Raw genomic sequence first — 22,636 nt, 5'->3', positions numbered from 1 at the left:
ACTACAAAGAGTTGCAACGAGTCAAAAATTAGGGGTGTAAGGGGATAAGGGTATAGGGGTGTAAGGGAACCCCATAAATAAATTTAGGGGCTTGAAACAAGGACGCCGTATTTCTCGTACTACGTATCTCGAAATACATCTTCTTTTCTTCTCCATGCTTAAAAGCAGGGGCTTGTATCCTTTTCTTCGGGGCTAATCGCTTTACACCCCTACAACGCCACATGCTTTATGCCGGGAAACCCGTCCACCGCAGTGGCTCCCCTGCACCCCTACACCCGCCCCGAAGGGGGCTTAGTCAGAAACTTTGCGTCGTTTGTGGATACGTTCATTTGTATTCATATCGCTAAATCGAGCGTGAATTTATTAGGATTTTTAGACATAAATAAATTTATATAGACACAACTTCATCTATTTTTTTCTAAATGTGCAAATAGCTTATTTCATTTTTCTCCACAAAGTAAATACCATTTCAAGAAATTTTCATAATCAATAGTCGATTGCAAATATTTTTTAGGTTTTATTGATAATTTTCAATGACCACTAATCCCATCGGATTTACTCAGATTTTTTATATAAATTTCTCACTAAATATATAAATGTATTTGATAATACCTGACAATCAGTAGGGTATGTGTGTTACGGCTATGTAAGGATTTGAAAGTTTAAGAGAGTAAGAGCTAGCCATAAAGCACCATAATTATGCGATGCGTACGCACTGCTTTAATGTACCCTACAATATTTTCTATTTCTTAATTCAGTAATTTCTTAATTCAAATTACAATTGGCAATATTCCTAAGATTCCTATCTAGGTCATCGCTACTACTAAACTACCAAAAAATTCTGGAAAGCTGACAATAATAATGGTGAAAAAACCAAGATACTGACTGACGAAAATATGCTGATGGCAAAAATGAGTATTTAGCTGTGAAAAATCAGAATAGTGGTAGCAAAGATAGCGATCGCCTCAGTGATAATTGTGCTAATTTGACTCATCTGGGATGATCGGAAGTTATGATGATCTGAATCAGAACATTCTGCAAGCGGCTTTGAGAATAGTTAGAGCAGAGTTTTCATTCTTTTGCAACACAACCCACTACACTAGTAGAACGCCCCTAGTTTGAGAAACTGTCCATGCAAATACTGAAAACTACCGACCAAGATTTTTCTACCAAATTCCAAGCATTTGTGAATGAGCGAAGGGAAGCGACGGTTGATGTCAGTGGGACAGTACGAGATATTATCGCTGATGTCAGAGTACGCGGGGATGCAGCAGTAAAAGAATATACTAGCCGCTTTGACCATTTCAATCCCCAGTCCTTTCGTTTGAGCGATACTTTTATTGCCGAGCAAGCAGCCCAATGTCCTACTAATGTCAAGTCTGCACTGAAAGTAGCAGCCCAGAGAATTGCCACTTTTCATGAAAAACAGCTACCTCAAAATATTGCTTATACCGATGCAGTAGGAGTGAAGTTGGGATTAAACTGGGTAGCACTGCCGACGGTCGGAATTTACGTACCTGGTGGACGGGCAAGCTATCCAAGTTCTCTGTTAATGAATGCTTTGCCTGCTAAGATTGCTGGTGTAGAGCGGATCGTGATGACAGTACCGATGCCGCGTGGCGAGATTAATCCTGTAGTACTGGCTGCTGCACAAGTTGCGGGCATTACGGAAATATATAGTATTGGTGGGGCGCAAGCAGTGGCAGCCCTAGCCTATGGTACAGAAAGTGTTGCTCCTGTAGATAAAATTGTCGGCCCTGGTAACGCTTACGTAGCTGAAGCTAAACGACAAGTCTTTGGTAGAGTTGGCATTGATAGTATTGCCGGGCCTTCAGAAATTCTAGTGGTAGCAGATAATAAGAATAATCCAGACTGGATTGCTTGGGATTTACTGTCGCAAGCAGAACACGATCCCAGCGCTCAATCAATTTTGATTACTGATTCGGAAAGCTTCGCTCAAAAGGTAATAGCTGCTGTTGAAGAAGTTCTTGCTAACTTGCCCACCAAAGAAGTGGCAAGCGCAAGTTGGGAAAAGCATGGTGCAGTGATGATTGTGAACAATCTAGAAGAAAGTATTCCGCTTCTCAATCAGTTAGCACCAGAGCATGTAGAATTATGCGTAGACGACCCCCAATTGCTAGCAAATCAGATTAAATGTGCTGGCAGTATGTTTTTAGGACGCCATACTCCAGAAGCGATCGGTGATTACGTAGGCGGGCCAAATCATGTGTTACCTACAGCACGTTCTGCCCGTTTTGCCTCTGGCTTGAGTGTTTATGATTTTGTCAAACGAATTACCTATTTGCAATGTGATGAACAAGCTTTGCACAGCATAGGTAAAGCAGCCATTACCCTTGCAGAATCAGAAGGATTGCCTGCTCATGCGGGTAGTGTAGCCATACGGTTGCAAGAGATTTAGCTTGTCACGGCGATCGCTCGAACTCCGCCATTATTTAATTGGTTAGATAGAAGCGATCGCTAAAAATAAGGCTGTGTAAACTATACTGTTTGCTTCTACTAAACTAAGCGAAAAATAAACGGATAGCGATAGGCTACTTGAGGTTCGTTAAGGACTTTGATGATGGCAATAATTGGCATGATTAAACTCACAATCCACAATATAATCAGTAATGGAACACCAATAGCAATAAAAGCCAGCAATCCAAAGATAATCCCATAAACGTAGAGATTAATGTGAAAATTTAGGGATTCTCTGGCATTGGCTTTAATTACAGAATCATTACTGATTAACAAAATGGCAATGGGTATACCTATAGACACAACCAATGAGCTAAAAAATATTGCTCCATGACATAGTGCTGATAAAAGCTTGCGTTTTGTTTCATCTTCCATAATTAATTAAGTAATTAATCACTCAAAATTTTGTTATCATCCCCAATCCTAACTAGTGAAATTTTGGTTGCCCTCATTCTGCTAGAAGATATTGTTGCTGTAGAAATTGAGATAGAAATTTAAACGTATTTTCACCAACAATTGCTTTACCAGCAGGCACACTGCAACCTGATGCCGATGCCACAAGTTTAGATATTTCCAACAAACGAGGAGTCTCAATACCCAAATCCATACTGTGAATGCATTTAAGAGCCATGACTACTTCTTCCAATGCGGCATTGCCGGCTCTTTCACCTAAGCCGTTTACCGTTGTATTTATTGATAAGGCTCCAGCTTTAATTCCAGCCAGGGCATTGGCAGTTGCCATACCGAAATCATTGTGGGTGTGCATTTCGATTGGTATCGATAATGCGATCGCCAATTGCTTCACTTTTGCATAAGTCGTGAAAGGATCGAGAATACCTACCGTATCGCAGAAGCGAAACCGCGATGCACCCCATTGTTGGGCGTAAAGCGCTACATCTAGAAGAAAATTTTCATCAGCTCTAGAAGAATCTTCTCCACCAACGGATACAAACAGCCCTTGATCGCAGGCAAAGCTGATACTACTTTTGAGTTTTTGTAAAACTAGTTGCCACTTTCCCTGAAATTTAGCAGCAATTTGGATTTCTGAAACAGGAATGGAAATATGTACTCGCTGCAAACCACAAGCAATAGAAGCTTGAATATCTGAAACTACGGCACGATTCCAGCCAAGCAATTGGGTTCGCAAACCCAGATTACAAATGGTGGCTATGGCTCGCTGCTCTTCCCCACCCATCGCTGCAATTCCGACTTCTAACTCGTGAATGCCGATCGCATCGAGAAGAGACGCGATCGCCACTTTTTCATCTAGATTAAAGACAACGCCAGCTGCTTGTTCGCCATCACGCAGAGTTGTATCGTTAATTAGAACTTGATTCATTACTCAAATGTCCCTTATATATTCTCTGCGTTCTGTCTTTGTTCCATTCACATCAAGACTCCTACCAACAGCCGCTAGGCAAAGTCAGTAAACTCTCGTTACCAGGTTAAAGCCTCTGGCTGTTTCAATCTGATGCTCCTTATAGATCCGAGCAAGATTTTTCAGCAGTAAAGGTGAGTAGTAATGTGCGTCTGGCGTTGCATATTTTTTAGTTGCGCTCATCATTAGCCATTTGTCACACAAACGACTAATGACAAATGACTGATGACTAATTACTTATTTCGATTATTTTTGTAGAGCTTTACGCAACCACGGAGGCGGATTACCTTGCAAAGTTTGTACTAATTTATTGAGAATAAAAGCAATATCTTCCTGCTCAGAATGTGGTCGTACTGGCATCACTCCTTGTTTAATTAATTTAGCAGCAGGAATACCTCCTATAGACGCTACATAAACAATAGCACAGTCAGCTAGTGCCTCAAGTTTAGCTGCTACTTTGTCATCACTTTCACTATCTTTGTTTGTTTTTATTGTACTTTCGTCTTGCTTAGTTTCTACTTCTACTTTCTTGGATTTATCATCAAACTTGAGGGTTTCCACAAAATTATATCCAGATGCTGAGATTTCATAAACATCAATTTCCTGCGCCCAGCCAAAGTGAGCATCTACATTAACTCGATCAGTTGTTGCGAAAGCGATTTTCATCTTTATTCTCCTCTCCCATAATTAGGAGTTATGAGCAGTACATCAGCATTTACAACAGCCAGATTCCCGAATAAGAACTCCTCTAATGGGTAGTTGCTCTAAGATTCTACTTTTAATCTTAGGCTCAATTTATTCTGTGGTGATAACTACCACAAAAATTTTCGTTTCTCTTAGCATTAATTATCAAGCTAAAAGTTAATATAATTGGCTTATTACTGAATGAACAGTAATTTTATACAGCTAGAAATTTTATTCCTTTTTACAGTTACTTAGAAAAGTATTACAGACAAAGACATAAAAATATTTTGATACCTTTAGAGTAATATAAACAACATCTATGATGATAATTGGGTAGGATCTTCAGTAATTTCAGAATGAGGAATTTTGACGTGTTCAAAAAATCGAGACATCCAAGGTATCGCAATTAAAATAACTCCTAATACTATTAAAAATACAGAGATTCCAAAAATTTGGTCACGGGAAATTTCAAGTACTCCACGTAAAATTACTTCTCTTAAGGCAGAAACAATGGTAATTTCTACTGCTGCAACTACAGAGATTTGCTGTTCTTGTAAATAATCAATTAACAAGCGAAATAACTCTACTAGAATCAAAATAAACAAGATATCAGATGTTACTTGCCTTAAATCCAATGGATGCAAAAGGGAGAAAAACATATCTACCAATCGGATCAGCATCACACAGAATAAACCAAGGCAGAGAGAGATAACAATAATATCTTGAAAAATGACAAGATTACTGACAATTCTATCTCGCTGAAACCAACTATGTAACCCTAGAATCAGCCGTTTTGGCATGGTATCTCCGGACTTTCTCGATTCGTCCAGATCCATGATAAGTAATTCAAAATTTAAAATTAGTTTCTCTTGAAACTAATTTTGCTTGATGATTTGAAATTTAGCTGTCCCCTATTCCCTATACCCTGTCCCTACTCAACTTTGACACTTAAAGCTTGATTGATATGCTTTAATAAATCTTCCATAGAGATTGAGCGGGGGAGAATTTCGCTTGCGATCGCACCCACTACATTTTCTAGAGAACCTTCGTGGCAGATGTCTGGATTTCGTCGCTGATCGAGTACCAAAACTGGTGGCAACTGAAAAGGTAATTGCTCCAATGCCCTAAGTGCTGAGAAGACTTCTTTTGGCATCTTCGTTTCTCTCAGGCAAATCAGCAATAAGTCAACGCTTTCGTGACGGAGTTGTTGTAACAGTTCTGCCCAAGAACGCCCGATCGCCGCTTTCAGCCCAGCGGTTTGCAAATATTGAATCAAAGCTTGGAACCATTCCGAACCACGAGAGATAGTTGACGATTTCAGATTTTGGCTAGGAAAAGGAGTATTTTCGTCTACAGTTAGCTCTCCTAAGGAAGTACTTTTGGCACAACGAACACCATCCGCTCTTGCTCCCCGCTTGTATTTGGCGTCTGGTAAATCAGGCAAGATTGCTAAATCCACTACTAAAATACTGGGAGGACAGCATATACTAGCTGCGATTTGCAACACTGATAACAAAGCGTCTACTTGCTTGTCGTTATTACTGTTGTCTGTGTTGTTCTGTGTTAAGCAAGGAAACACGGATAATCCAGTCACTTGAGAAGCTGCCTGGGTAGTAGCTACATCACAGGTTACTAGCGGTAGTGACGCCAAACGAGGATTCGCTTTAAGTTTTTGCAAGCAGGCTTCTGCTGTTGGCATTTCTGCATCTAGTAACACTACATCAAATTGCCAAACTCTAGCCAAAAGTTCTGCCTGTTCAATGTCATCTACTTCTATCACCCGGTGCTGCTGTAAAAATGGGTGTAAATTTAAAGTATCTCCTTGATGGTTAACTAATCTTAGAATTCGCAGTGGCGTGTGTTCAACGGTAGTTTCTTTAATTGCATTTTGCAGCTTTGGTTCTGGGATAGCACATAAACTTTCCAACAGCGGTGCCAACACTTGATGCTGTACCGGCAAACTGAGAAAGCCATCAGCACGATTGGCAAATGCTTGTTCTTTTTCGGCTGCTGTTGCCGTCACAATCACAGGAATGCTGCGAGTTGCAACATCAGATTTTAGTAAGGTGAGTACATCCCAACCCGATAGCAAAGGTAGTAACGGATTGAGAAATATCGCTTTTGGTTGTAGGCGGCGCGCTTTTTCTACTGCCTCACATCCCGATCGCGCAATTACAACTCGGTAGCCCAAAGCTGTTAGTAGTTCGGTTAAGTCTTCTATATACCGGGCTACTGCCTCCACAATCAAAACCAAACTGTTGCGATTGGTTGGAGAAGTTGAAACTAATGAATGGGAATTGGAGGTGGGGGCAAGTGAGTTTAAAGACGGGGGCGAATAATAACTACTTTCTGTGGCAATTTCATGGCTGTCTTCTCCTGCTCCAATTTTGTGTGGAGGAGTCGGTGGTAATAATAAAGTAAACTGACTACCTTGTCCTTCACGAGATAAGAAGCTAACATCACCACCGTGGAGACGAGCCAAAGCCCTAGTTAATACCAATCCCAAACCAGTACCTTCAAACTGACGGGTGAGGGGATTTTCTAATTGTTGGAATTTCTGAAAGATTAAATGTTGTTGGTGTTCGGGAATACCAATACCCGTATCCCAAACAGTAAAGGCAATCCAACCTTCCCACCGATTTACCCTGACTCCAATATCGCCTCCTGTTTCGGTAAATTTAAAGGCATTGGAAAGCAGATGTACTAACATCTGGCGGAGGCGAAATTCGTCTGCGACAATTTCCTCTAAACCTGGTTCAATCGAGAGGGTAAATTGGTGTTCTTTTACAACTGTTGGTGCTGGGGAAGCAATTGTAGTTTTGCGGTTTTGAGTATGCATCGCTTTGGCTTCTGATAGGGCGCGATCGCACACTGTCCGAATGCTGACACCTGCCAGCATTAACTCCATCTGTCCGCTTTCCATGCGGGTCAAGTCTAAGATATCATTAACCACGCTCATCAGATGACGCCCGCTTTGATGAATTAGCCCAGCATAACGCGCTTGCCTTTCGTTGAGTTTTCCCAATTGCTGATCTACTAGCAATCGTGATAATCCTAAAACTGCGGTGAGAGGAGTCTTTAATTCATGACTAATACAGGCTAAAAATTCATCTTTTAAGCGATTAAGTTGAATTAAATCAGCATTTTTTGCTGCTAGTTCTTTGCTGAGTTGTTGCTGTTCAGTCACATCTGTCGCCAGCATCAGCCATAAGTCAGTACTTGTCACCATGCCTGATTCAGAACTTTTAGTTTTCAAATCAGGGCTATCTAGGGGAATTTTGGCGAATTGCCAAACTCGCTCTTGTCCATTTTGCACTTCTACAACACAGGTACAAGTACCCTGCTGGCTATCCAGAAAGCAGCGATTTGTTGTTGATGTATCTGCGGCTTCTCGCAGAGTAGATGGTTGTGCAGGTAGATTGGGAAAGGGATTTGGCTCTGGTGTAGTTAATTTTGATCGCAGTGGCACTCCTGTTGGTAATGTTACCGTGTTGTCATTTAATAAGTCATTTTCTGATGCCAGAACTTGGATGGGTGTAGGCTGTGCTTGATAGCAACTGTCATTCCTCTGAACACTTATACTATTTACTACTTTAGTAGTTGGGTATTCAGGTTTTTTCACAACTGTGGGGGTAAGTATTGCTTCTACCTGCTGCCTCACTCCTTCTGGATCTTTTAACACTCCCAATTGCTGCCACCAGGCTGGATTTTGTGTGACTACTTCACCATTACCAGTTTGTAACATCAAAGGCCAAGGTAACCTTTCCAACAACTGTACTAGTGGTTGGTGTAATGGTGCTTGCGATTCCATTACTGTTGATTTTTCTTCTACCATCGCAGGCGCACCTACGACTTCTGGCAGAGTAGCTCGATCTGTTGCTAGCTTGCGGCGACGAGATTTTACTTTGGGGGAAGCCATCCAGGAAGAATCTTTGGTGCTGTTGTCTGCACCAGAGTGGAGGTGAGAAGGTTTACTTTCCTGTGGCTGAACTTTTACTTTCTGCTTGGCTAAGAATTTCAGCAGACGCAAACTATCTACTAATCCTAAAAACTTGCCCTTTGAGTCAACTAGTACCCAATCTAAGTTAGTGTGATTCTGGTTTTGTTGCGATCGCACAAACCAGTTCAATTGCTCGATACTCCATGTAGCTGGTAATGTTTTGACTGGTTCAACAAGGGTTGAGTGGCATTTGGCAAGGGGCTCCTGCAAGTCGATCAACCCACCACCTTCGTGCTCTGCTTTATTTGCTGCTAAAAGTGTGGTGAGCAAACGCCCAGAATAAACTAACCCAATTGGGCATTGTTGCTCATTTAAAACTACTAAGTGATCGCACTGCTCTTGCTCAAAAATGCCCAGCACCATTTTTAAAGCAGTAGTCTCTACGCAGCTGGGCGCAGTGGCGATAAATTCATAAAGCGGGTACTTTAGCATTGACATAGGGCTTCAGGGGTCTTTCTTCCTGCGGAAGCATCCAGCATTACCAAGCTGCCAGTATGGTGTATGGTCTTTAGCGCCTCAACCTAATATCCTCAAATTATGCAAGACTTAGGTGATAGTTGTCACATTTGCAACACTTAAAACAAAATTTACCTTCATAAATTATGCTGATTGCAACAAGCAAGTTTTTTTAGCAACGGCATTTGGCTTTACCGCTTCAAATTTCTAGAGGCTAAGTTATCTTACCCCGTGGGAATTTCCCTAAGGGTTCGATTGGAAAGCTACTTTTTAACAAAGTGTTTCCAACTAACGGTAATTACCGCCACAACGAGAGCCTCCTGTTCACCAGTGTTTTTCTGGTGTTAAAACTCTTCTTTAAGATAGCGACAGCTAAACCAATTATGGCTCTAAATATTCGTTTTAGAACCTTTAGGAATTATAATGATTTAGAATGCGACAAACATTTAACTTCGTTTAAGTATCTTATCAAGGAGACAAAGTAAAAATATATATTTAGATAGATATGCAGCTCTTAACTAGAGAGTAATTAGCGAATTTAGCATCCGGACTGCAATTTGTGTTAGCAGGTAGACTCCTATCTACACAAATTCCAACGCGAGTACCCTAAATAAGCATTTTTCTTTACGTCCAAATACCTCCTCAAAGACCGACTAAATGCTTATGCTGAACAAGAGGGTCATATTTGTTAATATTTAGTTTACAATTTGTTATTAAAGCTAGTTGCTTTAGATAACTTTACACTTTTACTCTCACACCTGCTTCGACTGGATGAAGTGGTGTCTAGATTTATTTAAATACCTTTTTACTACTTTAAGTCGCCTAGAGCGAAGGAGGTGGTCGAGCTAACTCTGTTTAAAATATATAAATGCTATGTTGTGTGTTCTCCATAGAGATTATTCAAGCCAACACTACTTAGCTCTTTAATCATTAAGTAGGCTTTGCTTGGAGATTCAGTTGAAAAATTCACTTAGCAAATCCTAAATTTTGCATTCAAGATGTTGCTATCACTACAAATTTTCCAATGGGATCGTGTGCTGAAGTGGTTGCCAACAAACATTGAGTAAAAATTTTTCTCCTTCACATTTTGTATGTAGCTAGATGTCATCAGTCAGAACAGCAGTAAACATTTCAACAAATGACAAAAGCCGATCACCAGGCATTTTTAGAGCAAATCAAATCGGACTACCGTGAGATTCTCATAAATTACTTTACCACAGACAAAAATTTGCAAGAAAAAATTGATAAATTTATCAATGCAGTATTTTGTGCTAATATTCCTGTGCCGCAAATTATAGAAATTCATATGGAGCTAATTGACGAGTTTTCCAAACATCTCAAGTTAGAGGGACGGAGCGACGAAACCTTGCTTGACTATCGTTTGACATTAATCGATATCTTAGCTCATCTGTGTGAACTATATAGGCGATCGCTTCCTAAATAGCCTGCATATACTCGATATAGGTGAGTGTTTATTCAAATAAATTGAAGTAGAAAACAAGTATAGAGCCAAAAACATTATTTTTTGATATCTAATGTTATAGACATCTTTATGACAAAATTGCCGATAATATCATCTTGTTACAACTTTATCTCCAGCCTGTACAATCGATATGAATAAGGTAAGAAAGACTTATGTTCTCAAGCTTTATGTAGCAGGGAACACCCCCAACTCTGTCAGGGCATTAAAGACACTCAAGAATATATTAGACCAGGAATTTCAAGGCATTTATGCTCTCAAGGTGATCGATGTGCTCAAAAGCCCACAATTAGCCGAGGAAGATAAGATCCTAGCTACACCCACATTATCAAAAATCTTACCTCCACCCGTTCGGAAAATTATCGGTGATCTATCAGATCGAGAAAGAGTACTAATTGGATTAGATTTACTCTATGAAGAACTGTCTGAAGAAGAACAATTCCAAGAATAAGCTATTATAAATAGCTCAAACTATACTTCAAATTTCATTAATATAATAACTGGGTTGAATTCCCATTTGTAACAGTCCACAAAAATGAGAGAAAACGACCAACCAGAGAAAAATCACACACCGTTACTTGAGGGTGTAGAGAAAATTCGTACAATGATCGAAGGCTTTGACGATATTAGTCATGGCGGATTACCTGTAGGCAGAACAACCCTAGTCAGCGGTACCTCTGGAACTGGCAAAACTTTATTTTCTCTCCAGTTTCTATACAACGGTATCAGCTATTTTGATGACCCAGGGGTATTCGTTACTTTTGAAGAGTCTCCCCATGATATCATTAAGAACGCTCATATTTTTGGGTGGGACTTGCAACGTCTGATCGACGAAGGGAAGTTGTTTATTCTCGACGCGTCTCCTGACCCTGAAGGGCAAGACATTGTTGGCAACTTCGACCTTTCGGCACTAATCGAGCGTTTGCAGTATGCAATTCGCAAGTACAAAGCCAAACGAGTTTCGATCGACTCAATTACAGCAGTATTCCAGCAGTATGAAGCAGTAGGAGTAGTGCGGCGAGAGATTTTTCGTTTGGTAGCAAGACTCAAACAATTAAACGTTACCACCATTATTACCACAGAACGCACAGAAGAATACGGGCCTGTTGCCTGTTTTGGGGTAGAAGAATTTGTATCCGATAATGTGGTAATCGTTCGCAATGTCTTAGAAGGAGAACGCCGTCGCCGCACAATGGAAATTCTCAAATTGCGCGGTACAACGCACATGAAGGGCGAGTATCCCTTCACAATCACTAACGAAGGAGTTAATATCTTTCCCCTGGGAGCAATGCGCTTGACTCAAAGATCCTCAAATGTGCGAGTATCTTCTGGGGTGAAGACTTTGGACGAGATGTGTGGTGGAGGCTTTTTTAAAGATTCGATAATTTTAGCGACAGGAGCCACAGGTACCGGCAAGACATTACTCGTCAGCAAATTTTTACAAGATGGCTGCAATAATGGTGAACGGGCAATACTTTTTGCCTATGAAGAATCACGCGCCCAATTATCACGCAACGCTTACTCTTGGGGAATTGATTTTGAAGATTTAGAACGTCAAGGTTTGCTCAAAATTATTTGTACTTATCCTGAATCAACTGGTTTAGAGGATCATCTACAAATTATTAAGTCAGAGATTGCTGAATTTAAGCCAGCCCGAATTGCGATTGATTCGCTTTCTGCCTTAGCGCGGGGTGTGAGCAATAATGCATTCCGGCAATTTGTGATTGGTGTCACTGGTTACGCCAAGCAAGAAGAAATTACAGGCTTTTTTACCAATACAACAGATCAATTTATGGGATCACATTCGATTACCGATTCCCATATCTCTACGATTACTGACACAATTTTGATGTTGCAATATGTGGAAATTCGTGGGGAAATGGCACGAGCAATCAATGTATTCAAAATGCGCGGCTCTTGGCATGACAAGGGTATTCGGGAGTACAATATTACGGCTGATGGGCCAGAAATTAAAGATTCTTTCCGTAATTATGAAAGAATTGTCAGTGGAGCACCTACCCGCGTTAATATCGATGAAAAAGCCGAACTATCTCGTATAGTCAAAAGTTTTCAAGACAAAGATAGTTCCGGAACCTCCAGTTAGCATAGTGCTATAGTTCTGTGGTGATCAACGGTTTGAAGCCGCTTAATTGTCGTGTGAGGGGATGCGGTGAAAGGACAGCAAATTTTCTATAGTTTCTTGCCTGGTGTGACAGCAGCTGTATTAACAACCCAACCCACTTGGGCTGAAACGGCGAAAGCCAGTGGGTTACAGCAGGTTGTCCCTCCAAGTGTTTCAACTTCCACCATCGGTAGTGGCAGTTGGCTGACGAAAGCAAATAATTTAGATTTAGATAAACAACTATTTGCTATTAGCGATCGCCTATCAGCACCCAGCAGTCAAAATCTGGGAGTTGTAGTCACTGGAAAAACTGGTATTCCAGTAGAACGAATATCCGGAAATGAGAAGGCAGCAATTTTTAGCTTGAGCGCTACCTTGCCTGCCAAGTATCTGTCAGGGAACCAAATACAGCCTAGCAACCCATCTGGAGCTAGGTTGGGTAAGCTTGCTAGCACACCCAAGCGCCCTGCCAAAACATCCGTGAGTATTCCAGTTCCCAAAGTTAAGCCAAATGCCCGTGCTAGTTCCAGGGACACAGGTAAAGATAATGGACAGAGACTGCGTGAAGCACTCGCACTGAGGCGAGCGCAGAAAAAAGTTGTTTCTGATACTACCTTAAGAGTAAGTTCTGTTCCAGACAAAAGTTTATCTAAACTTCCATTTCCGGAACGAATTGCTAAGAAAAATCCTGGTATGTCATTGTCAAGATTTTTACAAGGTAATGTTAGTAATGCGAGAGCGGCAAAACTGCTAGAAGTGCAGAATTGTCAACACCAAGCTTCTACTTTGAACCCCGTTGGCTGTTCACAAAAACCATTCGTGACACAATTAGTCTCGCAAGCACCTCCAAGTGCGCCAACCACTCCTGCACCAGTAACTCCTCCTACTCCGAGTGCGCCAACTACTCCTGCAGCACCTAAAACTCCACAACCAATTCCTGATTATCTCAATCCCAATCCCAATCCTCTACAGTATCCGACTGAAATAGAGGAAGTGAGAACCAGGGGAACGCAACCAATCAGCTTAGAGCAAGCAATAGAATTGGCTCGGCGCAACAATCGGGAGCTACAAGTGTCTTTACTAGAGCTACAACGGGCGCGAGCTAGTCTGCGAGAAGCACAAGCTGCTTTGTATCCTAATTTGGGATTAAGCGCTGAAATTGGTCGTCAGCAGTCTGCTAGCGGTCAATTACAGACTGAACGAACAACCCAAGCTGAAGCTGGTGTACCACCTGAATTACGCAGTCCATCCCAAGATGAACCTTCTTCATCCTTTAATGGTACAGCACAATTTACTTACGATATTTACACTTCGGGGAGACGACAAGCTAATATTAACGCTGCTGAGGAGCAGGTACGCTTCCAGCAATTAGATGTAGAGCGCTTGTCTGAACAAATCCGCCTAGATGTTACAACTAATTACTACGACTTGCAACAAGCAGATGAAAATGTGCGGATTCAGCAAGCTGCTGTCACAAATGCCGAAGCGAGCTTACGGGATGCCCAGGCGTTAGAACGAGCTGGAGTAGGTACGCGGTTTGATGTACTGCGAGCGCAAGTCAATTTAGCAAATTCCCAACAGAACTTGACAAGAGCGCTTTCTCAACAACGAATTACTAGCAGCCAATTATCAACTCGCTTGAGTATCCCTGGATCGATTAATATTAGTGCAGCAGATCCAGTTAACTTAGCAGGTCTTTGGAATTCAACATTGGAAGAAAGTATTGTACTCGCCTTTCAAAATCGTCCGGAACTGCAACAGTTTTTGGCACAACGCAATATTAGCGAACAGAGACGACGTTTGGCTCTTTCAGAGTTAGGGCCACAAGTGAGTGTAGTTGCTAGCTATAATCTGCTAGATCAGTTTGATGATAGTATTAGCGTTACCGATGGCTACTCGATCGGACTGCGGGCAAACCTAAATTTATTTGATGGAGGAGCAGCCAGAGCCAGAGCAGCTCAAGAAAGAGCTAATATCCGGATTGCTGAAACTCAATTTGCTCAACAGCGCGATCAAACTCGCTTTGACGTAGAACAAGCCTACTCGAATTTGCAAGCTAACCTGGAGAATGTGCAAACTGCCAATGCCGCATTAGATCAAGCTAGAGAAGCTCTCCGTTTAGCCCGTTTGCGCTTTCAAGCAGGCGTGGGAACCCAAACCGATGTCATTGCCGCTGAAACTGATTTAACTACTGCTGAAGGTAATCGTGTAGTCGCAATTTTGGATTACAACCGCGCTTTGGCTAATTTACAAAGAGCTGTTACTACCAGAGCATTGCGTTAGGTTGGTTAGTAGTTCGTAGGGGCGGGTTTTGTTGATTATATGAACGGTTAAAAGCGACAATTTATCTTTATAAACCCGCACGGCAGTCGCTACAACGCGCTTAACTTGCAAGGGCGCGCTGCCTCTCGTACAGTGGTTAGTTGTTAGTAGTTTACTGCTCCTCTACCTTCTACTGACAATCACTCGTGTGTTTGTGGGCAACAACTAACACATGACAAATTACTTTTAACTCAATTTTTACCACTTGAACAAAGATGCTCTAGCGTTTGTCAGACTTTTATCCAGTCTGCTCAAAGGCAAGTTGCATCATAGTTTAATTAGTGCTTTTACTTGGCTAATAATTATAAATTTATACAAAATGTTGGCGATCGCAAAATCGTGCAGACACGATCACCTGCTCAATGTTCGGAGTCAATTTCTACTGTTTCGAGCAGGTTAATTAAACGTGCGCCTCCGTTGGAGACTCACGTTTATTTAGAAAGTCAGATATGCTGTGGGTTTCAAGGCTTGAATGTGTTGCCAGATTTTAGAGAATTGGTATAAGTACAGCTTTGCATAAAATTGCAGGTTTTTAAACACATTAGGCGCTGAATCGCAAACGCGAACGCCTTCCCGTAGGGTAGGAACGCTAGGAAGCGTGGAGGTACGCAGAGTTTTTCCTACTTTAATTTGCTACGAACTCTTACGTCTTTCTTGCCAATCGACATAGAAAAAGAGAATCGCCAGCAAAATATAACCAACTGCCCAAGGTGTTCCAGTTCCCCAGCCTAAATTTACAACTGTATCTGCAACAGTCCAGCGATAACTATGCATTAATCCAATCCAGGAAATAACAGCAGCAAAAACAGACCAATAAGCAGCATGGCGAAATTTTCGCTCGATAATGTAGACTGTGATACCAGCTAAAATCATAGCTGAAAAAATAAACCCTTGTTCGAGAGCAAAAGCCCCATCGATATAGGTATCGCTCAACTTAAACTGCTCAATCAAAGCAGTTGTTAAAGGTTTTTCCGGTGTACCCAAACCCGCTGCCCGCAGCGCATTTTTAGCAATTAAAGCACCCCAACCTGCAATTCCTGGTAATAAACCAACAACTACAGCAGGTGCATGATGGGGTGGAGTCGCTGTAAAACTTTGGGCTACAATCACAATCCCGATCCACAATACAATTGCCATCCCCGCTTCAATTGGAACAAAGTAAGCCAATATTGCTACAGTTCCAGTTAGGCAGAGCAAGCCCATGATGATGCCATTAAGAACAGAGTAACCGACTCTTGCCCCTAAAGCTTTCCAGCCAGGATGACCAATATAAATGGTGGTTGGAAAACAAGAACCACAAATAGCAGCTACTAATGTGCCGATGCCATTTGCCGCTAAAGAAGGAGTAGCAGGATAAACATCGCCCGCAGCTTCCGCACTTTCTAAATTCTGGAGACTGCCAATCAGGTTAAACAACCCCATTGGTAAAATAATGCTGAAATACTCGATCAAGATTGAACGACTGCTCCACAGTTTCCCTAGCCACAAGCTTGGTAGATAAAATCCAATCGGTTGTAGGGCGGTGGCAAACTTGGCATTATCCCAACTCAACAAACCTGTTCCCCAAGCCAAGGCAATTCCCAACACAACAGCCAACAACCCGCCAGGAATGCTAAATCGCACTTGCCCAAAATAAGTTAGCAAAATTACACCTAGAGGTACTAAACCTACCACCGGATTGGCAAAGGTACGAAATAAAAAACCAATGGCAATAAAAGTAATGGCAATACCGCCCAAAGTAGAAAGTAGTGCTGCACGGGGAGCAAGACGCCGGAGAGGATCGCCAACCCAAGCCCCAGCCAATTCAATCAAACCAGAACCAAAGCAAGCCACCAATCCTGCCTGCCAAGCTAATTCAGCGGCTTGTTCATTTGATGCGCCACCAGAAATTGCTGCCAGTCTCACTGGTAGCATCACCAGAAAAATATAGGCAAAAAGGCTAACGGTGTTAATACCATAGGGCAGGGCAGTAATATCTTCTCGCTGTTCGCGCTTTCCTTGCTCTTTTGCTAGCCAAGCGTAATAAAAGTTGCCGACAATCAAACTTAAAGCAATTCCTGGTAAGATACGCCCATAGACTAACGAAACAGAAAAGCCCAGTACTCCTTGACACAAACTGACAATTAACAAAATTTGAATTAAATTATCGAGCGCTAGCCCAAAGAAACCATCAATATCTCTGCGAACGAACCAACGGGGGAATTTGGTTGTAGCAATTTCCATTGTTTTACTCTGACATTTACTTGCAGTAATCTTGCCGCTTTCAGAATACCAGCAATAGTATTACAGGATATTAATTACCCCACAATCGCCTACCACTTCGCCCTTTTAACCTTTCATGGGTATCCTCTAGCAAGGCAGGAATGTCTAACTTTTCCGGACACTTTGGCAAGCAGTCACCGCATTCTGTACAACGATTTGCCTTCATGCCTGGAAACCAATGACCGGCATTTTCAAACATTCCGTAGCGATATTGTCCGTATTCGGTCATATCATAAGCCACTGCCAAATTCCGCAGTCGCAACACTTCTGGAATATTAATATTTTCCGGGCAGGGCAAGCATTCATAACACTGGCTACATTTATCAGTACCTAAGGTTATGTTTTTATGATTTTCTAGTCTTTCTAAAACAGTAATCTCCTCAAGCGTTAACTCCCCATCGCGATCGCTAATAGCCAAGGGTTCAGTCAATTCTTCTGGAGTTGCTGGCCCTACACTTAGGGTAGTAATACGGGAATCACTCAGTAAAAATCGATAATTTAATTCTAGGGGTGAAAAAGGATAACACAATTCAACTAGACTTTGGGAAGGTGTGTACAAGCGTCCGCCTTTATCGGCAGGAGAGATGATAAACACGCCCATATCCTTTTGTGTTGCTAGTTGAATTGCTGGTAAATTGCGCTGGAAAAAATAGTAATAATGCAGATTGACAAACTCAAATAAATCTGTACCTATGGCTGCTAAAATCAAGTCTAGGGAACCGTGGGTGGAAAAGCCAACGTGTCGTACACGGCCTTCAGTAATAGCTTCTTTAACTGCTTGCATACAGCCGCCTTTAGCTTTTACCCAATCGAGATGCTCCCAAGTATTTAAGCCATGAATCCCCAAACAATCAAGATAATCGAGGTGCAATCTCTCTAGAGATTCATTGATGCACCGACGCATTGTGTCAGCATCTGCTGTGGGCGAGATTTTGGTAGTAATGTGAAGCTGCGAACGAGGTACTGGCAATCCCAAAGCGATCGCCGCTCCTAAATACTCCTCACTTTTACCGTAACCCCTGGCAGTTTCTATATGATTAATCCCTAGCGCTATGGCTTTTTCGATGATTTGCCATACGTTCTCTGGTGTCGCCAAATAGCGCATTGTTCCCAAGGAAAACACTGAAAGACGCAGCTGTGTTTTCCCAAAGCGTCGGTATCGCATCTTCAATTGTCCTTATGTCATTTGCCCTTTGTCATTTGTCTTTTACCAATGACCAATGACTAATGACCAATAACTTTTCTAAGACTCACCATTGCCAAAGCGTTTGATTAAATCCTCAGGACGAAGATTAGAGATAAATTCACGAAAAGCTTGTTGCTCGGCTTCATCTGCATCTCTATCTACGGGAATAGAAGCATCAGCAATTACTTCTTCCATTACCCAAATAGGCGTATTTGTACGGAGAGCAACAGCGATTGCATCGCTAGGACGGGCATCAATTTCTTTTTTGACTTCCCCTTGTTTAAGAATCAAAACTGCATAAAATGTATCCTTTTGTAGGGAATGAATAATAACGCGTTCTAGAGTCATATTCCACGCTTCTAGAATATTCACGAGCAAGTCGTGAGTTAAAGGTCTTGGAGGCTTTTGATTCTCCAGTGCGCTCATGATTGCCCTAGCCTGTTCTTGACCTATGTAAATAGGTAAAGCACGGCGATCTGAAGCATCTTTCAAAAGTACAATTGGGCTGCGAGTTATGGCATCTAATGCTATGCCAGCGACTTTCATTTCAATCATTGGCTAAGCCTCTACAATCTTTTGAGCGCTAGAGAGCATTTGTAACAAATCATACCCTTGGTTGGGCAAGATTGGGACAATAACAAACATAGTTCTTTTTTCTCTATAATTGCTTCTATTAAACTCCCAAATGGTTGCGAATACCAGAGTAAGTTAAATTAGTTTGGTTCCGCAATAATCTACTGATCCAAGTATGCCTTGTAATTGCTGTAAATGTGTTGAAATCTTTATACAAAATTGAGTCAGAAAATATACTTTAAAAACAAGGATACTTGGGAAAATTACCAGTTGATTTTAGTCCAAATTACGCAATAAATAGAATTAAATTGACTAAAAAGCCGTGTTTACAGGAATAATTCAAGCATTAGGAACTATAATTCCCCTGGGAGGGGATTCTTGGCAAATAACTTGCATCAGCCAATCATCTGATTTAGTTATGCAAGATTTAGCTTATGGTGACAGCGTAGCAGTAGATGGCGTTTGCTTAACTGTAGAAGAAGTTCTCAAGGGCGGTTTTATCGCCACTGCTTCACCGGAAACCTTACGTCGTACAACCTTGGGAATAGAACAAGCAGAACCCAAATATGTTAATTTAGAAACTTCCCTACGAGTAGGTAGTAAAATCGGCGGTCATTTTGTGATGGGACACGTAGACGGTATAGGGCGTATGATTGCCGCAGAACAAACAGCAACGTCTTGGGAAATGACTTTTAGTGCTCCCGATGCGATCGCTCGCTATATAGTCCCTAAAGGCAGTATAGCCATTAATGGTATTAGCCTCACAGTCGCCAATTACGAGCCAGAAATTTCTCAGTTTAAAGTAGCGGTTATTCCTCTTACCTATGCCGAGACCAATCTTTGCTATCTAGCCCCAGGCAATTGGGTAAATTTAGAAGGGGATATTCTGGGCAAATATGTAGAAAAATTCCTTGTCATGGGCAAAAGAGAGCATCAAGACTCTACAGTTACCAATCACGAGCAAATCACGCCTATTTTTCTTGCAGAGCATGGGTATTTGTGAAAGGGAATAGGGGAAAGGGGACAGGGGACAGGGGACAGGGGACAGGGGACAGGGGACACGGAAAATCGTGATTCACGTTCTTGCCCCTTGTCTCCTTGTCTCCCCCTCCCCTTGTCCTCTTTCACTGCGTCTCCGTGTCTCCGTGTCCTCTTCCTAGTCCCTAGTTACCCGTGCTGTTTGTAAGGTATTTACTAGTTGATTGAGAGCAAACTGTAATTGTATGCCTGGATCAACTGCAACCCATCCTTGGGGTGTGAGTTGACGCACTTCAAAATGTAGGTGGGGGCCTGTAGAATTACCTGTACTACCTACCCTTCCAATTACAGTTCCCTGTTCTACCCTTTGTCCGGGTTGAACAAAGATTTCTGACATATGACCGTAAAGTGTCTGTTGAGCGTTATTGTGGCTCATGACAACGGTTAAGCCATAACCACCCTGCCAGCCAGCAGCTTCTACTTGACCGGAGTATGCTGCTAAAATGGGTGTTCCCATCGCTGCACCTATGTCCATACCAGCATGAAAACGGCGATCGCCACTAATGGGATGATTTCGCCAACCAAACAATGAGGTAATTGGTGCAGGAACACTCAGGGGAAAGATTAATCCTGAAGGGTTGTAGGCGATGCCACGACCATAAACACCACTAAAGGCAATACGTGGCAATGTTGTTGCCAATGGGATATTGTAGGCTACTACACTGGGGCGTGGTGCAAGGTTATCAGCTGTAACAGGGGCTGGCAAAGCACCACCACTCGGTGCGATTGGCACAGAACTAACTGTTGTTGTAGGAGTAAAGTCGCTGGGATTCGGAATAAAGCGATTCGATTGATAAACATTCTTGCCAGCATTAGCAGGAACTGTTTGGTTAGAACGCCATCCAGTATTAGCAACAAGCTTAGAAATTACCCGTGGAGCACGCAATCCACTGTTGCCTGCATTAGTAGCAACAACGCGCTGTACCGCTGGAACCGCTGCTATCCGAGTATTTTGACTTTTGTTTAACCAGGCTGGTGTAACTTTTTGGCCATTGGCAACAGAAGTGCCTGCTGTTTTGGCACAATTAAGACTAGAAATTCCTCTTGCTAAAACGGCTTGACAACCACTTGCCCGTTCTATAACTACTACGCTACTGGGTGCGTCATACTTAGACGTAGTATTTCGATTGTAATCAGTGGGATCGATGTAAGCGTTATTGTAATCTTTGGGTTTTGCTGTCGCCCAACTGGCGATGCCTGGGGAGTCGTTTGAAGGTTGGGCAACTGTTGGCAGTTGTTTGGGTATAGAACGAGGTGCAACAGGAGCGGCAAATTCTACTTTGGGTTTTTGCTCTCGGACAATAGTAGTTTGGGGTGCAAAAATTTTCGTAGATGTTGCAGGTTGAGAAACTGTTACTCCAGTTTTGAATGTTCTCACACCAACTCCAGACGCTGGTTTGACTGTTTCGCTTGGTTGAGAAATCTCTACCTTTTTCAGTCTGTGTTTAAGTCTGTTTCGGCGTTGGGAAAATTCTGGCTGCGGTTTAGCTGCTTCTGAAGCTATGATTGTCTGCTCAACCGTTTCTTTTTTGACGGTATTTCCCGCTGCTGGTTGGGAATTTTCAACTGTAGGCACAATGTTGTCAATAGCTGAATCGGTTTGAGCAAACGCCAAACCACTACTGACAAGGCTGAAGCTGCCAACCAAACAGAGACTCTGAGCTGGCAGAGTGCACTGCCATAAGTGGTGCAAGCGATTGTGGACAGAGTTATGACGCTGCTTCATTGGTTCTCTGATGTTGTGTGTAGTTAGCCTAAAATGATCATCTCAGTATTTTCTTAGCCCAAATTTAAAATTTTGGACAAGCTAGAGAGTTAACCAGAGGCTTTGCTATAGCCCAGACTGATTGTACCGGGCTGAAGACAAATTTCTGGTGTTATTACTGTTAGGGATTCAGATGTTTGCAAACGGACACGAAGTTCCCCGGTAGATGTTACACCAACAACAGTGCCTGTTAAATCGTTGACACAAATGTGATCGCCCACATTTGCAAGCAACTCTAAATAGCGAGCCAATAATATATTTACTCCTTCTTCAAAAAGGCACTGTATACCACATTCTATTCCCAATAAAACTTTGGCAGCGAGCATTTCCAGACTGGAAATTGGTTTGGGATCTTTGGCAGCTTGCCACATTTCCACATTAATTCCGGTTTCTGGCACTGGATTAGTCCAGTTAATGCCAACGCCGACGACGCTGTGCGTGATTAGCCCTTGGTTGACTTTCGTTTCCGTTAAAATACCGCCCAGCTTGCGCTGATTGATAACCAAATCATTAGGCCATTTAATTCCAACATTAATACCAGATTCTCGCAATTGGTAAGATATACCCCAAGCAGTAGCAAAAGTTAATTGATAACTTTTGTCGGCTTCTAGATTCGGAGCTAACAATAGCGAAAGATATAATCCTCCTGGTGCGGAAGCCCACTGCCGTCCCCATTGTCCCCGTCCAGCAGTTTGCTGAGTGGCAATGACTGCACATCCTGGTTGTGCTCCTTCATCTAGCAACTTCCAGAGGGTTTGGTTTGTTGAGGCGACTGACTCCACTAAAGAGAAACAGAATGGTAAATAAGTATTTTTTCGCCCTGCTCTCAGGGCTGCTTCTAGCTGTTGCTGATTCAATCCCACAGGGTTTACCCAAATTTGCTTGTTCAAGT

The 22,636-nt window shown here is 42.2% G+C and carries 16 protein-coding genes and 1 pseudogene; 6 read left to right on the top strand and 11 right to left on the bottom strand.

The annotated features are described in order from the left end of the window. Positions 1–1,132 precede the first annotated feature (1,132 nt). The gene (gene hisD / locus U2718_RS04180) at positions 1,133–2,419 is read left to right on the top strand and encodes a histidinol dehydrogenase (protein ID WP_341995364.1); all 1,287 of its coding nucleotides are present in this window, start codon (positions 1,133–1,135) and stop codon (positions 2,417–2,419) included. A 98-nt stretch (positions 2,420–2,517) separates the two neighbouring features. Here the strand turns inward: hisD and U2718_RS04175 are convergent, their stop codons facing one another. The 6 genes and pseudogenes from U2718_RS04175 to U2718_RS04150 form a co-directional block, all read right to left on the bottom strand. Further along, positions 2,518–2,853 carry a DUF4870 domain-containing protein gene (locus tag U2718_RS04175; protein ID WP_341995362.1) on the bottom strand — a complete coding sequence of 112 codons (336 nt, stop codon included), beginning with the start codon at positions 2,851–2,853 and terminating at the stop codon, positions 2,518–2,520. 121 nt (positions 2,854–2,974) lie between these two features. Further along, positions 2,975–3,817 (bottom strand): annotated as a pseudogene (locus U2718_RS04170) (homocitrate synthase); the annotation flags it as partial. 84 nt (positions 3,818–3,901) lie between these two features. Then, complete coding sequence (locus tag U2718_RS04165; RefSeq protein ID WP_411813223.1) at positions 3,902–4,042, bottom strand: hypothetical protein; 141 nt, start codon at positions 4,040–4,042, stop codon at positions 3,902–3,904. 60 nt (positions 4,043–4,102) lie between these two features. After that, on the bottom strand, positions 4,103–4,522 hold the full coding sequence (nifX, locus tag U2718_RS04160) for a nitrogen fixation protein NifX (protein WP_341995360.1): 420 nt from the start codon (positions 4,520–4,522) through the stop codon (positions 4,103–4,105). A 335-nt stretch (positions 4,523–4,857) separates the two neighbouring features. Beyond that, positions 4,858–5,340 (bottom strand): phosphate-starvation-inducible PsiE family protein, encoded by a 483-nt coding sequence (locus U2718_RS04155; RefSeq protein ID WP_341995358.1) that lies wholly within the window; start codon positions 5,338–5,340, stop codon positions 4,858–4,860. A gap of 131 nt (positions 5,341–5,471) precedes the next feature. Next, positions 5,472–8,972, bottom strand: a complete 3,501-nt coding sequence (locus U2718_RS04150) for an ATP-binding protein (protein ID WP_341995730.1) — start codon at positions 8,970–8,972, stop codon at positions 5,472–5,474. Between the two features lie 1,162 nt (positions 8,973–10,134). On the opposite strand from U2718_RS04150, the gene U2718_RS04145 reads away from it, so the two are divergent. The 4 genes from U2718_RS04145 (at position 10,135) to U2718_RS04130 (ending at position 14,881) form a co-directional block, all read left to right on the top strand. Continuing rightward, complete coding sequence (locus U2718_RS04145; protein ID WP_341995356.1) at positions 10,135–10,440, top strand: circadian clock protein KaiA; 306 nt, start codon at positions 10,135–10,137, stop codon at positions 10,438–10,440. A gap of 169 nt (positions 10,441–10,609) precedes the next feature. Further along, entirely contained in the window at positions 10,610–10,927 is a 318-nt protein-coding gene (kaiB, locus tag U2718_RS04140) for a circadian clock protein KaiB (protein WP_026087735.1), read from the top strand. Positions 10,928–11,011: 84 nt separating this feature from the next. Continuing rightward, entirely contained in the window at positions 11,012–12,580 is a 1,569-nt protein-coding gene (gene kaiC / locus U2718_RS04135) for a circadian clock protein KaiC (protein WP_341995353.1), read from the top strand. Positions 12,581–12,646: 66 nt separating this feature from the next. Beyond that, positions 12,647–14,881 carry a TolC family protein gene (locus U2718_RS04130; protein ID WP_341995352.1) on the top strand — a complete coding sequence of 745 codons (2,235 nt, stop codon included), beginning with the start codon at positions 12,647–12,649 and terminating at the stop codon, positions 14,879–14,881. Positions 14,882–15,553: 672 nt separating this feature from the next. Here the strand turns inward: U2718_RS04130 and U2718_RS04125 are convergent. From U2718_RS04125 to U2718_RS04115, 3 genes are all read right to left on the bottom strand, one after another. Continuing rightward, positions 15,554–17,143 carry an NCS2 family permease gene (locus U2718_RS04125; RefSeq protein ID WP_341995351.1) on the bottom strand — a complete coding sequence of 530 codons (1,590 nt, stop codon included), beginning with the start codon at positions 17,141–17,143 and terminating at the stop codon, positions 15,554–15,556. 70 nt (positions 17,144–17,213) lie between these two features. Beyond that, on the bottom strand, positions 17,214–18,347 hold the full coding sequence (locus tag U2718_RS04120; protein ID WP_341995349.1) for an aldo/keto reductase: 1,134 nt from the start codon (positions 18,345–18,347) through the stop codon (positions 17,214–17,216). Positions 18,348–18,425: 78 nt separating this feature from the next. Further along, positions 18,426–18,923 (bottom strand): bifunctional nuclease family protein, encoded by a 498-nt coding sequence (locus U2718_RS04115; protein ID WP_289791375.1) that lies wholly within the window; start codon positions 18,921–18,923, stop codon positions 18,426–18,428. Between the two features lie 340 nt (positions 18,924–19,263). Here U2718_RS04115 and U2718_RS04110 point away from each other — a divergent pair, with 340 nt between their 5' ends. After that, entirely contained in the window at positions 19,264–19,944 is a 681-nt protein-coding gene (locus U2718_RS04110) for a riboflavin synthase (RefSeq protein ID WP_341995347.1), read from the top strand. Between the two features lie 153 nt (positions 19,945–20,097). Here the strand turns inward: U2718_RS04110 and U2718_RS04105 are convergent, their stop codons facing one another. Then, positions 20,098–21,705, bottom strand: a complete 1,608-nt coding sequence (locus U2718_RS04105) for a peptidoglycan DD-metalloendopeptidase family protein (RefSeq protein WP_341995344.1) — start codon at positions 21,703–21,705, stop codon at positions 20,098–20,100. Between the two features lie 89 nt (positions 21,706–21,794). Continuing rightward, complete coding sequence (locus tag U2718_RS04100; protein ID WP_341995340.1) at positions 21,795–22,634, bottom strand: biotin--[acetyl-CoA-carboxylase] ligase; 840 nt, start codon at positions 22,632–22,634, stop codon at positions 21,795–21,797. Positions 22,635–22,636 lie beyond the last annotated feature (2 nt).

Origin of the sequence: Chlorogloeopsis sp. ULAP02, assembly GCF_038404745.2 — a bacterium.
GTDB lineage: Bacteria > Cyanobacteriota > Cyanobacteriia > Cyanobacteriales > Nostocaceae > Chlorogloeopsis.
Note: the sequence above shows the minus strand (reverse complement) of the source record. Positions and strands in the feature narration are given on the sequence as shown.

What these genes read in the sequence shown, in the direction of transcription:
- hisD (WP_341995364.1), top strand. Translation starts at nt 1,133, where the DNA reads ATGCAAATACTGAAAACTACCGACCAAGATTTTTCTACCAAATTCCAA.
- U2718_RS04175 (WP_341995362.1), bottom strand. Translation starts at nt 2,853, where the DNA reads ATGGAAGATGAAACAAAACGCAAGCTTTTATCAGCACTATGTCATGGA.
- U2718_RS04165 (WP_411813223.1), bottom strand. Translation starts at nt 4,042, where the DNA reads ATGATGAGCGCAACTAAAAAATATGCAACGCCAGACGCACATTACTAC.
- nifX (WP_341995360.1), bottom strand. Translation starts at nt 4,522, where the DNA reads ATGAAAATCGCTTTCGCAACAACTGATCGAGTTAATGTAGATGCTCAC.
- U2718_RS04155 (WP_341995358.1), bottom strand. Translation starts at nt 5,340, where the DNA reads ATGCCAAAACGGCTGATTCTAGGGTTACATAGTTGGTTTCAGCGAGAT.
- U2718_RS04150 (WP_341995730.1), bottom strand. Translation starts at nt 8,972, where the DNA reads ATGCTAAAGTACCCGCTTTATGAATTTATCGCCACTGCGCCCAGCTGC.
- U2718_RS04145 (WP_341995356.1), top strand. Translation starts at nt 10,135, where the DNA reads ATGACAAAAGCCGATCACCAGGCATTTTTAGAGCAAATCAAATCGGAC.
- kaiB (WP_026087735.1), top strand. Translation starts at nt 10,610, where the DNA reads ATGAATAAGGTAAGAAAGACTTATGTTCTCAAGCTTTATGTAGCAGGG.
- kaiC (WP_341995353.1), top strand. Translation starts at nt 11,012, where the DNA reads ATGAGAGAAAACGACCAACCAGAGAAAAATCACACACCGTTACTTGAG.
- U2718_RS04125 (WP_341995351.1), bottom strand. Translation starts at nt 17,143, where the DNA reads ATGGAAATTGCTACAACCAAATTCCCCCGTTGGTTCGTTCGCAGAGAT.
- U2718_RS04120 (WP_341995349.1), bottom strand. Translation starts at nt 18,347, where the DNA reads ATGCGATACCGACGCTTTGGGAAAACACAGCTGCGTCTTTCAGTGTTT.
- U2718_RS04115 (WP_289791375.1), bottom strand. Translation starts at nt 18,923, where the DNA reads ATGATTGAAATGAAAGTCGCTGGCATAGCATTAGATGCCATAACTCGC.
- U2718_RS04105 (WP_341995344.1), bottom strand. Translation starts at nt 21,705, where the DNA reads ATGAAGCAGCGTCATAACTCTGTCCACAATCGCTTGCACCACTTATGG.